The following is a 13,701-nucleotide window of genomic DNA, read 5'->3' on the forward strand; positions in this document are numbered from 1 at the left end:
CACCGGTCCGTGGATTCATTTGTCGGCCCAGGCGCGCAAGGTGCTCACCCGGCCTTCCAACGCGTGCAGTTCCTGTGCGTCGAGCACCGTCCGTTCGATGCCCTGCGCCACTGCGAACGCCGACTGTCTGTGGTCATCGATGGTGTCGACATCGATGCGCACCGCGGCATAATCCGACGCATCCGGCATCGATTCGGCGACGACCGTAGCCGTGCCGCGCGCACACAGCGCGACGTTACCTCCGCCGAGGATCAACAACGCGACATCAGGCTGATCACGCAGGCGCGCCAACGAACCGCGGTCGAACTTCAAGCTCAGCAACACCTGACGATCGCCAGCACGCACCGGCCACGACACCGGGATCGCGTGCGGTGCGGGATCGGTGGTGACCAAGACCGCGATCGTCTCCTGCGGCCACTCGGGGAGCACATCCAGAACAGGATGGTCTTCGGTGGAGTGGTCTTGACGTTGTGCTGGTCTCGCTCCGGCTGCCATCTTCCCTCACCTCGTGATGGTCACGCGCGACGGGCTGTGCCGCGCTTTATGGGCAAGTCTAAGACTTTGCGGCCCTTGTTCGCTGGCGCTGCGGTGATTGCACACCCAGATCTCAGCCGACTATCAGTCCAGCGCACGCGCGTGATCGGCGACAGCGCTGTCCCACCGAGGATGCTCATGTCGGCCAATGCGCACGCCACTGCGCCGCGGTGAGCGGCGCACGCGCACCACGCGCGTGTTCGGCGGCGTCTTCGGCCGCGCGGATGTCGGCGGCGAAATCCAGTGTGGCCTGACGCAATCGCTCCTCCGCGCTGTCGGGGCCACCGAGTTGGACCGATCGCAGCGCATCCGGAATCAGATCATCCGGCAGCCCGGCGCGCGCACTGCGGGAACGGATTTTCTCCGCGAGCGCGAGCGCGGGCTGCGCCATGGCGATGCCGTCAAGACACGAACGTCGAGACTTTTCCTCGGATTTACGTTGTTCCCACGCCTTTTCCTGCGCGGCGATCTTCACCGCCCGCGTCGTGCCGGCCGCGAAATCGGCATCCACCAGGTGCGGGCTGCGGTGGACGAGCTTGTCGACCAGTGCGGACGCGACGTCATGGACCGTGAATTCCCCTGCCGCCTCGGCGATCCTGGAATGGAACAACACCTGCAACAGCAGGTCGCCGAGTTCCTCCTTGATCGTCGCCGCGTCGGCGTCACCGATCGCGTCGAGCAGTTCGTAGGTCTCCTCCAGCAGGTAGGGGCGCAACGAATCGTGGGTTTGCGTCACCTCCCAGCCACCGAAATCCCAGAGCCGGTCCATCACCTCGACCGCACCGGCCAAACCCGCGGCGACCAGGGCGGTATCGGCCGCGACCGACCCCGGTTCCGCCACCGAATCCGACCCCGACCCGAACTCCGACGACGTCATCGAGCCCCGGAATGCTCGGAATGCTCGGTCGCCACCGTGAGGTCGACCGCCCCCTGCGCCTTTCCGTCCAGAGCCAGCAGCAGATCGGCGACGTACTGCAACAACACCACGTCACGCACCCGGTGCGCGCCAACACTGTCCTCCACCCTCGGCAACGGCAACTGCACCACATTGGAGGTGGGGCGATAGGTGGCACTCGGATAGATGCGCTTGAGCCGCAGCTGTTTGGAGTCGGGCAGGCGCAGTGGCGAGATCTTCAATGTCGTCCCGGTAACCGCGATCTCGGTGATCTCGTACTCGCGAGCCAGCAGCCGCAACTTCGCCACCGAGACCAACCGGCCGACCTCGACCGGCAGCGGACCATACCGGTCGACCAGCTCCTCCACCACCAGGGCCAGCGCCGAATCCTCCTGCGCGGCGGCGAGTTTGCGGTAGGCCTCCAGGCGAAGCCGATCGCTGGCGATGTAGTCAGGGGGAATATGCGCGTCGACGGGCAGGTCGATGCGCACCTCCTTGACCTCCTCGGTCACCACCGGCTTGCCGTCGGCGGCGGCGCGATAGGCCTCCACCGCCTCACCGACCAGCCGCACATACAGATCGAACCCGACCCCCGCCACGTGACCGGACTGCTCGGCACCGAGCACATTGCCCGCACCGCGAATCTCCAAGTCCTTCATCGCCACCGCCATACCGGCACCGAGATCGGAATTCTGCGCGATGGTGGCGAGCCGGTCATAGGCGGTCTCGGTGAGCGGCTTCTCCGGCGGATACAGGAAGTAGGCGTAACCACGCTCGCGGCTGCGTCCCACCCGGCCTCGCAACTGATGCAACTGCGAAAGACCAAGCGCGTCGCCGCGTTCCACGATCAAGGTGTTCGCGTTCGAGATATCCAGACCCGTCTCGATGATCGTCGTACACATCAGCACGTCGAACTCGCGCTGCCAGAAACCCTGCACCGTGGATTCCAACGCGTCCTCGTTCATCTGACCGTGCGCGACCGCGACCCGAGCCTCCGGCACCAGATCACGAATCCGCTTGGCGGCCTTGTCGATCGAGGACACCCGATTGTGCACGTAGAAGACCTGGCCGTCGCGCAACAACTCACGTCGGATCGCGGCGGTCACCTGCTTGTCGTTGTAGCCACCCACGTAGGTGAGCACGGGGTGGCGCTCCTCCGGCGGGGTGAGAATGGTCGACATCTCACGGATGCCGGCCAAACTCATCTCCAGGGTGCGCGGAATCGGCGTCGCCGACATGGTCAACACGTCGACGTGGGTGCGCAACGCCTTGATGTGTTCCTTGTGCTCCACCCCGAAACGCTGCTCCTCGTCGACGATGACCAGGCCGAGATCCTTCCAGCGCACACCGGTTTGCAGCAGCCGGTGGGTACCGACGACGATGTCGACCGAACCGTCGGCCATCCCCGCCATCACCGCGCGCGATTCGCCCGGGTCGGTGAAGCGCGACAGGCCCTTCACCGTGACAGGGAATCCGGCGACCCGCTCGGCGAAGGTTTGCAGATGTTGCTGTGCCAGCAGGGTTGTCGGCACCAAGACCACGACCTGCTTGCCGTCTTGCACCGCCTTGAACGCGGCGCGCACCGCGATCTCGGTCTTGCCGTACCCGACATCGCCGCACACCACCCGGTCCATCGGGACCGCTTTCTCCATGTCCGACTTCACCTCGGCGATGGCGGTCATCTGATCGACCGTCTCGGTGAAGGCGAACGCGTCCTCCATCTCCTGCTGCCACGGCGAGTCCGGCGCGAAGGCGTGGCCTGGCGCGGCCTGACGTGCGGCATACAGCTGCACCAGTTCGCCCGCGATCTCCCGAACCGCCTTGCGCGCCTTACGTTTTGTGTTCGACCAGTCCGAGCCGCCGAGCTTCGACAAGCTCGGCATCTCGCCACCGACATAGCGGGAGAGCTGATCCAACGATTCCATCGGCACGAACAAACGGTCGCCCGGCTGACCGCGTTTACCGGGCGCGTACTCGATCACCAGGTACTCCCGGCGCGCGCCGCCGACGGTGCGTTCGATCATCTCGACGAACTTGCCGATGCCGTGCTGGTCGTGCACCACCATGTCACCGGCGTGCAGTGCGAGCGGGTCGACCTGATTGCGGCGCTTGGCGGGCAGCCGCCTGCCCTCGGTGGGCGCGGTGACCCGGTTGCCGGTGAGGTCGGACTCGGAGACCACCACCAAACCGGCCGAATCGAAAACCAACCCGTCGTGCAGCGAACCACACAGCACGCCGACCACACCGGGACTCGGTTCGGCACCCGCCGCCAGCAACGCCGCGGGCACCTCGGCGTCGCCGAGCCGTTCCATGGTGCGTTGCGCCGTGCCGTGACCCGCGACAACGACCACCGCTTTGCCGCCGGTGGTGACGTGCGCACGCAGGGTGGCGAAGATGGTGGCGACGAGTTCGTCGGAACCACGCGCGGTCGGACCGGCCAGGATCGGGAGCACGACTTCGGCGGGGTCACCCGAGGTGAGCTGGCTCAGCGTCCACCACGGCAGATCGTTGCGGTCGGCGCTGGCACGGATCTCCGAAAGCGGCCGGTAACCCGAGGCTCCCAGGTCGAGCCCGTTGCCCCCCAAGGGTGCGTCGGCGCCGAAGGAGGCCGCCGTCCATGACGCCTCCAAGAACTCCTCGCCGGTACGGACCAGATCGGCGGCGCGGGTACGGATCTTCTCCGGATCACACAGCAGCACATGGGTTCCCGAGGGCAAAACCTCGCTGAGCATGCGCAATTGCCCCGGCCGCAGGACCGGAAGCAGCGCCTCCATACCGTCGACGGGAACTCCGGCGGCCAGCTTCTCCAACATCTCGACCAGGGACGCGTCGGCGGCATGCGTCTGCGCGACCGCCTGCGCGCGCTCGCGCACCTCGGTGGTGAGCAGCAGCTCGCGACACGGCGGCGCGACCACGACCTCGATGTTCACCTCGCCGATCGAGCGCTGATCGGCGACCGAGAACGCGCGCAACTCGCTCACCTCGTCGCCCCAGAACTCCACGCGCACCGGATGATCCGCGGTCGGCGCGAACAGGTCGAGGATGCCGCCGCGCACCGCGAACTCGCCGCGCTTACCGACCATGTCCACCCGCGTGTACGCGAATTCGACCAGGCGAGTGAGTAATTCGTCGAAGTCGTGTTCGGTGCCCACGCGCAGCACGACCGGCTCGATATCGCCGAGACCCGCCGACATCGGCTGCATCAGCGAGCGGACGGTAGTCACCACCACCCGCAGCGGGACCGGGAACACCGAGTCTTCGGGGTGCGCGAGCCTGCGCAGCACCTCCAGCCTGCGTCCGACCGTGTCCGGACCGGGCGAAAGCCGTTCGTGCGGCAACGTCTCCCACGAGGGGAATTGCGCGACCGCGGCGCCGAGTATTTCCTCCAACTCGACCGTCAGATCGTCGGCCTCACGCCCCGTCGCCGTGACCACGACCAGCGGCTTCGCCGCCGCCACCGTCGCGGCCACGAACGGACGCACCGCGGCGGGCGCCACCAACTCGACCGCCGTCTTCCCGACAAGTTCGGCAACGGTCCGCAACGCCGCGTCGGCGTCAGCCGCCGCCGCCAGCCCGGCCAGCGGTGGACGATGGGTCGACATGAACAACTCCTGAGCTGCGAACGGGGAGGCCTAGGACCGACCAACCGAGTCTAATCACGCCCCCCGACACCCAACCCCTCGCCCACCGAACCACCGCGAACCAAGATCAACCAGGACACGCCGACGGCTACCTCCCGACGATCCCCGGACCACGCCTCTGGTGACCCTCGGGGTTCGGGAGCTAGGGGACGTAGCGGCGGAGCCTGCGGGCCGCGAATTCTCGGAAGTAGCCGAGCTTTTCGGGCGGGACCAGGGAGGGGAGCAGGAAGTACCAGGCGCGTTCCATCCTGGCGGCCATTTGGTCGACGGTTTCGGTGCCGACCGCGGTGATGTGTACGCCTGCGGTCATCTCCTGCAAGAGCATTCCGATGACGTCGGCGTCCAGGTCCTCGGCGAGGTCGCCCTGGGCGATGGCGCGTTCGGCTAGGCCGTTGTAGGTCTTGCTCCATGCCGCGGCGATATTGTTGCCGTTGGCGCCGCGATAATCACCGATCTGGTAGGTCAGCTTCAGCATCGCGCCGACCATCGGATCGTTCATCGTCAGATCGGCGACCACGTAGGTGATGCCGATGCAGGCCTCCAGCGCGGGAACCCGCGAGTCGAAGAAGCCGCGACACTCACTGATCATTCGCTCGTTGCCCTGGTCGACCACGGCGCGCGCCAGCTCTTCCTTCGAGCCGAAATGAAAGTACAAGGCGCCCTTGGTCACATTGGACTGCGAGATGATCTCGCTGAGGCTCGCGTTCGCGTAGCCCAAGCGCAGAAAGACATCGGCAGCGCCCGCCAGAACGGAGTCGCGGGTGATCTCCGCGCGCGCTTGCCTAGCCATCAGATCCGCCTGTCATCCTAAAAACCAGCCATCCTGAAGTAGACCGACATCACGAAGTAGACCGACTTACCGCCCGAACAGCACCCAAAGGATGGGTGAACCGTACCACCAGGCGGGCGTCCGGCAACTAATTCGGGCAGACGCTCAGCGTCTGCGCGCAATTCACTGGTTAACAACCTGAGTCACTCCCGTGCCTCGGGTACCGCTTCGGAAGTCAGACGCGGCGTGGCATCGAGGTGACTCAACCCGTTCCAACACAGGTTCACCAGATGCGCCGCGACAACCTCTTTCGACGGCTCGCGCTCGTCCAGCCACCAGGTCGCCGCCGTCGATACCTGCCCGACCAGCGCCTGCGCGTACAGCGTGGCGAGACTGGTATCGAATCCACGCCGCTGAAAATCTCCCGCGAGGATGTGTGCCACCTGATTCACGGCCTCGTTGAGCAGGCTCGAGTACCGACCGTCGGCGGTCGCCGCCGGTTGATCGCGAATCAGGATGCGGAAACCATCGGTGCGCTCCTCGATATAGGTCAGCAGCGCGAGCGCCACACGTTCCAAACGGATGCGCGAACGATGATGGGTCAGCGAGGACGTGATCATGTCCAGCAGCATCGACATCTCACGGTCGACGACTACCGCGTACAGCCCCTCTTTACCACCGAAATGCTCGTACACCACCGGTTTCGAGACCTGAGCCCGTTGCGCGATCTCCTCGATGGAGGTCGCGTCGTACCCACGCTCGGCGAACAATGCCCGACCGATCTCGATCAACTGCTGCCTGCGTTGGGTGCCCGTCATGCGCGGCCGGGACACCCGATGTGACTCATTGGAAGACAACTCCGCCTCCTAGCCCCAGCGCCTGACTTATCACCGGCATCAACTGTTCCAGACAGCTTCACCGCGCTGCCCGCCGCCCCAGGGGCACGACATCCGATTGTCACGGACACCGCGACCGATCTCAGCGGGAACCGCGAACTTCGCCGCGCCACGCCGCACCGACTCCCGAGGAACCCCGGGGAAGAATTGGCCGAGTGGCGGATCGGTGTGCGAGTATCTTTTCCGTGCCGTGGCACAGCGGCGGGGGTTTCGCCAACCGCCGATGTGGCAATCCGCCGTGGTGTAATGGCAGCACCTCTGATTTTGGTTCAGATAGTTCAGGTTCGAGTCCTGGCGGCGGAGCCAACGGGGCACACTCACGATCGTTGGGCCCCGCGCATTTCGCCGACCGACCACGACGACAGCCACGCACGTGACAGGCAGCCGAGGGAGATCCATGCCACAGCAGACCGCGGTTGTCGTTCTCGCCGCCGGCGCCGGAACACGGATGCGGTCGAAAACACCCAAAGTCCTGCATTCGTTGGCTGGCCAGAGCATGCTCGCGCACGCGCTGCATGCGGCGAACGAGATCGACCCCACCTACCTCATCACCGTCATCGGCCACGACCGCGACCAGGTGGGATCCGCGGTCACCGAGGTCGCCGACGAACTCGGCCGCGAGATCACCCCGGCCATTCAGGAACAACAACTCGGCACCGGCCACGCGGTGCAGTGCGCTCTGCTCGCACTGCCCGCCGGTTTCAGTGGTGACCTGCTGGTCACCTCCGCCGACGTGCCACTGCTGGACGGGCACACCCTGTCCGCGCTGTTGGACGAGCACCGCAGTTACGGTGATCGCTCCGCGGTCACCGTGCTCACCTTCGTCCCCGACGACCCCAACGGCTACGGCCGCATAGTCCGCGACGAGAGCGGACAGGTCATCGAGATCGTCGAGCACGCGGACGCCACCCCGGAACAGGCGGCGATCCACGAGGTCAACTCCGGTGTGTACGCCTTCGACACCTCGGTGCTGCGCACCATGATCAGCCGGCTGTCCACCGCGAACGCCCAACACGAGTTGTATCTCACCGACGTGCTGCGCCTGGCCCGCGAAGGCGGACATCCGGTGCACGGCGCCCGACTCGTCGACGCCGCCAAGGTCACCGGCGTGAACGATCGCGTGCAACTGGCCGCGGCGACGAGCACACTCAACCGCTACATTCTCGAACGCCACATGCGCGCGGGCGTCACCATCATCGACCCCGCCACGACCTGGGTGGACGCGCAGGTGAAGATCGGCAGGGACGCGGTGCTGCGCCCCGGCGTGCAACTGCTCGGCGAGACCGTCATCGGCGAGGACGCCGAGGTCGGACCCGATTGCACACTCACCGATGTCCTGGTCGGCGACGGCGCCACGGTGGTACGCACCCACGGCGAAGGCGCGACCGTCGGGCCCGGCGCCACCATCGGACCCTTCAGTTACCTGCGACCCGGCACGGTGCTCGGGCATTCCGGCAAACTCGGCGCCTTCGTCGAGACGAAGAACGCCTCGATCGGCGCGCACTCCAAAGTGCCGCACCTGACCTATGTCGGCGACGCGACGATCGGCGAACACAGCAATATCGGCGCCTCCAGCGTTTTCGTCAACTACGACGGCGTACGCAAGCACCACACCACCGTCGGCTCGCATGTGCGGACCGGCAGCGACACCATGTTCATCGCCCCGGTGACGGTGGGTGACGGCGCCTACACGGCGGCGGGTACTGTGCTGCGCAGTAGCGTTCCGCCCGGAGCATTGGCCGTTTCCGGTGGGCCCCAGAAGAACATCGAAGATTGGGTGCAACGGCGTCGACCAGGGACGGACGCGGCTAAAGCGGCGGCGGCAGCGGCCGAGGCCAGCGAGGCCGCCATCAACAAGGACATCGCGGACGAACAAGACCTGTCCGGTCAGGCAATCGAACAAAAGGATGGCAAATAGCAGTGACCGCGTCATGGACGGACAACCAGAAGAACCTGATGCTCTTCTCGGGCCGCGCACATCCTGAGCTGTCTGAGCAGGTCGCCAAGGAACTCGACGTCCACGTCACGCCGCAGACCGCGCGCGACTTCGCCAACGGCGAGATCTTCGTCCGGTTCGAGGAGTCGGTACGCGGTTCGGATGCCTTCGTGTTGCAGAGCTTCCCCGCTCCGCTGAACACCTGGTTGATGGAACAGCTGATCATGATCGACGCGCTCAAGCGTGGGTCGGCCAAGCGGATCACCGCGGTGCTGCCGTTCTACCCGTACGCACGTCAGGACAAGAAGCACCGTGGCCGCGAGCCGATCTCCGCGCGCCTGGTCGCCGACCTGCTGAAGACCGCGGGCGCGGACCGCATCATCACCGTCGACCTGCACACCGATCAGATCCAGGGCTTCTTCGACGGCCCGGTCGATCACATGCACGCGCAGGTGCAACTCGCGGAGTACGTGCGCAACAACTACAGCCTCGAGCACATCACCGTGGTCTCGCCGGACTCCGGCCGCGTCCGCGTCGCCGAGAAGTGGGCGGACTCGCTGGGTGGCTCGCCGCTGGCGTTCATCCACAAGACCCGTGACCCGCTGGTGCCCAATCAGGTGAAGTCCAACCGGGTCGTCGGTGACGTCGAGGGCCGCACCTGCATCCTGATCGACGACATGATCGACACCGGTGGCACGATCGCGGGTGCGGTCAGCGTGCTGAAGGACGCCGGTGCCGGCGACGTGGTGATCGCCGCGACGCACGGTGTGCTGAGCGCGCCCGCCGCCGAGCGCCTCGCTTCCTGCGGCGCGAAGGAGGTCGTGGTGACCAATACGCTGCCGATCAGCGAGGACAAGAAGTTCGCGCAGCTGACCGTGCTCTCCATCGCACCGCTGCTGGCTCGCACGATTCGTGAGGTTTTCGAGAACGGCTCGGTGACCGGCCTTTTCAACGGCAACGCCTGACCGATTTCTCGCGCGGTGGCCCCGACCTGACGGTCGGGGCCACCGTTTTTTGTCTCCGGGTTCGGTGTTTGTCCGCGTGATCGCGAGGAACACTGGGTGCATGGACCGTGACCCGTGGGACTCGGAGCTGGAGTCGGAAGTGAACTCGGACGCGACCTCGGATCAGGAATCTCCCGACCCTGATACCGATCTCGGCGACGACGAGCAGGAAGACGAGATCCGCGCCTATCAGCGCACCGTCGAGGACCCGCCTGCCGACCTGCGCATCCGTTATCACGAGGACGACGATGACGGCAGACTCGGTATCTCCGAGGAACTGTCGCAGGAGTGGACACCGCACGAGCAGGCGGTCGAGGACGCCGAGGAGGACGATCGTCCGGCCGAGGCGGCTGCGGTCGATATCGTCGAAGACACCGACCTGTAGGGCGGCGATCCATGCTGGGGAGCGCGACAGCTCTCCACACCGCGCAAGTGTGGCAATCTTTTAGCTAACACACTTGCTCGTGCGCGCCACGATAGAGCTACCCGGCGTGACACGTCAGCGGTGGACAGTACTCGCGCGCGGGACCGGCGTCACAGACCCGGAACCGTCGCACACCCGGGAAACGGTCGACAACGGCAATCGGCAGGTCGATGACGGACAGGAGAGCGCGATGAGCACACCCCGAGATCCGCGATCCGATGACACTGGGCCAGACGCGCCGAAGTCGGACAATGCGGCGCCCAGCGAGCCGACCGGGGCGGACGAGAAGCGCACACCGAGGGAATCCGACGCCACCACGAACACACCGGGCCAGACGGACGCGGGGGCGGACGGAACGCCTCCCGTCACACCGTCCGCCCCAACCGACACGACAACGCCCACACCACCCTCCGGGCAACCGACACCACCCAGGGAGCGGGAGCCGCGGCCGACTGGGCAACCGGTCGGCGAATGGTGGCAGCAGGCCGAGATATCCGAGGGCATACCGCCCTACCCGAATGCTTCGCAGCCGCAAAGGCCGGGACCGTTCGGCGACCCACGATGGGACACAACACAAAACGATCCGGGTAACCAGACGCCCGGCACACCCCCACCGCAACAGTCGTATCCGCACTACCCACACAGCGGCTATCCACCGGCGGGCGCAGCACAGGGGCAAGGCTTTCCCCCGACCGGCGGGCAGCCGCCGTATGAACCGTTCGGCCCCACACCCACACCCAAACAGTCGGGCAAGGTGTATTCGATCCTCGGATTCGTCTGCGCGGTGATCGCGATCCTGTTCTGCCCCATCCTGTTCGGGCCCGCAGGGATCATCCTCGGCGTGGTCGGGCACAACAACGGCGAACCGCTCGGCAAGTGGGCGGCCATCGCCGCGGGCGTCGGCATGGTGCTCGGCTTCGTGCTCGAGTTCCTCGTGTTTCGCGGTGACCTGAACTGACCACGTAGATTCCCTGCCATGAGCGAATTCGGCGGATTTCCGTTGGCCGGCCTGGATTTCTACGAAGACCTGGAAGCCGACAACTCGAAGACCTTCTGGAATGCGCACAAGGACACCTACCAGCAGGCGGTACGCGCGCCGATGACCGCACTGGCCGCCGACCTCGAGGCAGATTTCGCCGCGGTGAAGATCTTCCGGCCGTATCGCGACGTCCGTTTCGCCAAGGACAAGACGCCCTACAAGACCGCGCAGGGCGCGGTGGCGATCGTGGCGCCCGGCGTCGGCTGGTACCTGCAGCTCGGTGCCCCCGGCCTCCACGTCGGCGGCGGCTTCTACCGAGGAACCCCCGGCCAGCTCGCCCAGTTACGCGCGACCATCGACAACAAGGTCCGTGGCGCCGAGCTCGCCGCTATTCTCGCCGACCTCACCGCCGCCGGTTACACCATCGACGGCGAGCAACTCAAAACCAAGCCGAGGGGCTACCCCGCCGACCACCCCCGCATCGAGCTCCTGCGCCACAAGTCCCTCATAGCCAACAAAGACTTCGGCACCCCGCCCTGGCTGACCACGCCCGCCGCCGCCACCCACGTCCGCACCGCGTGGGAAACCTTTCGCCCGCTGGTCGAATGGTTGGCAGCGGTACTCGCAGGCGCGGACGACACCTAGACCACGATCATCCGAACCCCGCAGCACGACCCCGGCTTACCGAACCACCGGTTCACCGCCCGGCCAACACCAACGCGAACCGCTGATCATCATCGGTCCACACCTGCTCGGTGCGGAAACCCGCCGCCGCCAACTCGCTGGCCAACCCCTCGGCACGGAATTTGGCGGAGATCTCGGTGCGCAGGTGCTCACCGCGCGCGAAGTGCACGGTGCGGCCGAGGTCGGCGACGGTGACGGTCATGTCCTCGGTCGCCGCGAGGCGCATCTCGATCCACTCGTTGGCCGCATCCCAGACCGCCAGATGTTCGAACTTCTCCGGTGCGAAGTCGGCGCGCAATCGAGAGTTGAGTACGTGCAGGACATTTCGGTTGAACTCCGCGGTGACCCCGGCCGCGTCCGCGTAGGCGGGTACGAGGGCCTCGGGATCGATCACCAGGCCGACACCGAGCAGGAGGTGCTCGCCCGGTTCGAGGACGTGGTGGATCTCGGCGAGGAATTCCGCACGGTCGGCGGGTACCAGGTTGCCGAGGGTGCCGCCGAGGAAGGCGATCATCCTGCGTCCGCCGCGTGGCAGGTTACGGAGGGTGTCGGTGAAGTCGCTGACCACACCGTGCACCGCGAGGCCGGGAAATTCGGTCGACACCTCTTCGGCGGCGCCACGCAGCGCAGAGGAGGAGACATCCTGCGGCACATAGGTTTTCAAAGGCCCTTCGGTGCTGAGCGCGCTCAACAACAGCCTGGTCTTGGCGGCGGATCCCGCGCCGAGCTCCACCAACACCTCGGCCTGCGCACTGCGCGCGATCTCGCCGACCACCCGCTCGAGCAGGGCGCGCTCGGTGCGGGTGGGGTAATACTCGGGCAGCTGGGTGATCTGTTCGAACAACTCACTGCCGCGCGCGTCGTAGAACCACTTGGGCGGCAACCATTTCGGGTCGGCGGTGAGACCGAGCTCCGCGTCGGCACGCAGTGCCGAGGTGAGGTCGTCGTCGGAGAGGTGGACTTCCAGGGTCGGAGAGTTCATCGCAGGCCTTTCGGAAGTGGCGATCGACTGGGTCGCGGCGTCATAAGGGTCTGAGCGTTATTGGGGCACAGTGTTATTGGGTAACGAGAGGTAGGAAGCAGCGTCATAGCAGGTTCTCGACCGTCAACGTTCCCGGCGCGGCGATCACCAGGCTGCGGTCGGGAATCGACTGCCAGCGCGGGTCGTTGTCGAACGGTTCGGAGGCGAGAATCGCGAAGGTTTCGGTGACCAGCGCCGACAGCGAGTGATAGCAGGTCGTCGCCCAGAGTTGGGCGCCGTCACCGAGCAGAAGGTTCAGCCTCGCCTCCGGGGAATGGGCGAGTACGGCCGAGACGAGCAGCCGCAATGCCGCGGGGGCGGCCGACCATTCGCCGTCCGGCGACCCGGTGGCGAGCAGTCCGCGCAGCAACACCCACAGCGTCGCCGCGTCGGTGGTCGACTCGGCCGCCAGCAGGCCCTCGGCATCGAACAGCCCCTCGACACCGAGTTCTGCCGCCGTATCCGCGAATTCGGCGGCGACGGCGGTGAGCGCGCGACGCCAGTCCGGCACCGAGCCGTTGTGACTGAACGCCCACCGGCCGCGGGTGAACGGCGCGCACGCCGCGCGCTCCACCGGCATCCCGACCGTCGCCGAACGCACCGAACCGAGCACACCCCACGACTCCAGTTGCGGCAGAACCTCGTCGACGGCGGGATCGGTCCAGATGGGGTCGGCGTTGCGGTAACGGCTGACGGTGATCTGCGCATCGGGGTCACCCGACCCGTCCGCGTCCCGCCACCAGGCCACCCCGAAACCGTCGGCGTTGATCGTGCCGCCACCGCGCATCTGCTCGGGCGCCCACGCCTGTGTGCGCAGCGAATGGCTGCCGAGGGTGAGCATGTCGCCGACGCGAACCCGTGGACCGAGATAACCGAGATGCCTACACATCGGCATCGCCCCCGCTCAGGTGGGAAACC

At 66.3% G+C, this 13,701-nt stretch carries 12 protein-coding genes and 1 tRNA gene; 6 read left to right on the plus strand and 7 right to left on the minus strand.

Annotated elements, in window-relative coordinates; genetic code table 11:
* Positions 1-15: 15 nt before the first annotated feature.
* The 5 genes from ABEA50_RS02175 to ABEA50_RS02195 form a co-directional block, all read right to left on the minus strand.
* Positions 16-495 (minus strand): hypothetical protein, encoded by a 480-nt coding sequence (locus ABEA50_RS02175; protein ID WP_345493283.1) that lies wholly within the window; start codon positions 493-495, stop codon positions 16-18.
* 175 nt (positions 496-670) lie between these two features.
* Positions 671-1,411 (minus strand): nucleoside triphosphate pyrophosphohydrolase, encoded by a 741-nt coding sequence (locus ABEA50_RS02180; protein WP_425577504.1) that lies wholly within the window; start codon positions 1,409-1,411, stop codon positions 671-673.
* Complete coding sequence (gene mfd, locus ABEA50_RS02185) at positions 1,408-5,031, minus strand: transcription-repair coupling factor (RefSeq protein WP_345493284.1); 3,624 nt, start codon at positions 5,029-5,031, stop codon at positions 1,408-1,410. The genes ABEA50_RS02180 and mfd overlap by 4 nt, the downstream gene beginning before the upstream one ends.
* 181 nt (positions 5,032-5,212) lie before the next feature.
* Entirely contained in the window at positions 5,213-5,860 is a 648-nt protein-coding gene (locus ABEA50_RS02190; RefSeq protein ID WP_345493285.1) for a TetR/AcrR family transcriptional regulator, read from the minus strand.
* 182 nt (positions 5,861-6,042) lie between these two features.
* Complete coding sequence (locus ABEA50_RS02195; protein ID WP_345494614.1) at positions 6,043-6,657, minus strand: TetR/AcrR family transcriptional regulator; 615 nt, start codon at positions 6,655-6,657, stop codon at positions 6,043-6,045.
* A gap of 310 nt (positions 6,658-6,967) precedes the next feature.
* On the opposite strand from ABEA50_RS02195, the gene ABEA50_RS02200 reads away from it, so the two are divergent.
* From ABEA50_RS02200 to ABEA50_RS02225, 6 genes are all read left to right on the plus strand, one after another.
* Positions 6,968-7,041: transfer RNA gene (locus ABEA50_RS02200), tRNA-Gln, on the plus strand.
* Positions 7,042-7,132: 91 nt separating this feature from the next.
* The gene (glmU, locus tag ABEA50_RS02205) at positions 7,133-8,653 is read left to right on the plus strand and encodes a bifunctional UDP-N-acetylglucosamine diphosphorylase/glucosamine-1-phosphate N-acetyltransferase GlmU (protein ID WP_345493286.1); all 1,521 of its coding nucleotides are present in this window, start codon (positions 7,133-7,135) and stop codon (positions 8,651-8,653) included.
* Positions 8,654-8,655: 2 nt separating this feature from the next.
* Positions 8,656-9,636 (plus strand): ribose-phosphate diphosphokinase, encoded by a 981-nt coding sequence (locus tag ABEA50_RS02210; protein WP_345493287.1) that lies wholly within the window; start codon positions 8,656-8,658, stop codon positions 9,634-9,636.
* Between the two features lie 100 nt (positions 9,637-9,736).
* Positions 9,737-10,060 (plus strand): hypothetical protein, encoded by a 324-nt coding sequence (locus tag ABEA50_RS02215; protein WP_345493288.1) that lies wholly within the window; start codon positions 9,737-9,739, stop codon positions 10,058-10,060.
* Positions 10,061-10,289: 229 nt separating this feature from the next.
* Entirely contained in the window at positions 10,290-11,057 is a 768-nt protein-coding gene (locus ABEA50_RS02220) for a hypothetical protein (protein ID WP_345493289.1), read from the plus strand.
* 18 nt (positions 11,058-11,075) lie between these two features.
* Entirely contained in the window at positions 11,076-11,723 is a 648-nt protein-coding gene (locus ABEA50_RS02225) for a DUF2461 domain-containing protein (RefSeq protein ID WP_345493290.1), read from the plus strand.
* A gap of 52 nt (positions 11,724-11,775) precedes the next feature.
* Here the strand turns inward: ABEA50_RS02225 and egtD are convergent, their stop codons facing one another.
* Both egtD and egtC read right to left on the minus strand, forming a co-directional pair.
* Complete coding sequence (gene egtD / locus ABEA50_RS02230) at positions 11,776-12,744, minus strand: L-histidine N(alpha)-methyltransferase (protein ID WP_345493291.1); 969 nt, start codon at positions 12,742-12,744, stop codon at positions 11,776-11,778.
* Between the two features lie 103 nt (positions 12,745-12,847).
* Complete coding sequence (gene egtC / locus ABEA50_RS02235; RefSeq protein ID WP_345493292.1) at positions 12,848-13,672, minus strand: ergothioneine biosynthesis protein EgtC; 825 nt, start codon at positions 13,670-13,672, stop codon at positions 12,848-12,850.
* Positions 13,673-13,701 lie beyond the last annotated feature (29 nt).

It is taken from the genome of Nocardia callitridis, from assembly GCF_039543305.1.
Taxonomy (GTDB): Bacteria; Actinomycetota; Actinomycetes; order Mycobacteriales; family Mycobacteriaceae; genus Nocardia; species Nocardia callitridis.

Coding starts and splice junctions, on each gene's coding strand:
- ABEA50_RS02175 (WP_345493283.1), bottom strand. CDS start 495: ATGGCAGCCGGAGCGAGACCAGCACAACGTCAAGACCACTCCACCGAA.
- ABEA50_RS02180 (WP_425577504.1), bottom strand. CDS start 1,411: ATGACGTCGTCGGAGTTCGGGTCGGGGTCGGATTCGGTGGCGGAACCG.
- mfd (WP_345493284.1), bottom strand. CDS start 5,031: ATGTCGACCCATCGTCCACCGCTGGCCGGGCTGGCGGCGGCGGCTGAC.
- ABEA50_RS02190 (WP_345493285.1), bottom strand. CDS start 5,860: ATGGCTAGGCAAGCGCGCGCGGAGATCACCCGCGACTCCGTTCTGGCG.
- ABEA50_RS02195 (WP_345494614.1), bottom strand. CDS start 6,657: ATGACGGGCACCCAACGCAGGCAGCAGTTGATCGAGATCGGTCGGGCA.
- glmU (WP_345493286.1), top strand. CDS start 7,133: ATGCCACAGCAGACCGCGGTTGTCGTTCTCGCCGCCGGCGCCGGAACA.
- ABEA50_RS02215 (WP_345493288.1), top strand. CDS start 9,737: ATGGACCGTGACCCGTGGGACTCGGAGCTGGAGTCGGAAGTGAACTCG.
- ABEA50_RS02220 (WP_345493289.1), top strand. CDS start 10,290: ATGAGCACACCCCGAGATCCGCGATCCGATGACACTGGGCCAGACGCG.
- ABEA50_RS02225 (WP_345493290.1), top strand. CDS start 11,076: ATGAGCGAATTCGGCGGATTTCCGTTGGCCGGCCTGGATTTCTACGAA.
- egtD (WP_345493291.1), bottom strand. CDS start 12,744: ATGAACTCTCCGACCCTGGAAGTCCACCTCTCCGACGACGACCTCACC.
- egtC (WP_345493292.1), bottom strand. CDS start 13,672: ATGTGTAGGCATCTCGGTTATCTCGGTCCACGGGTTCGCGTCGGCGAC.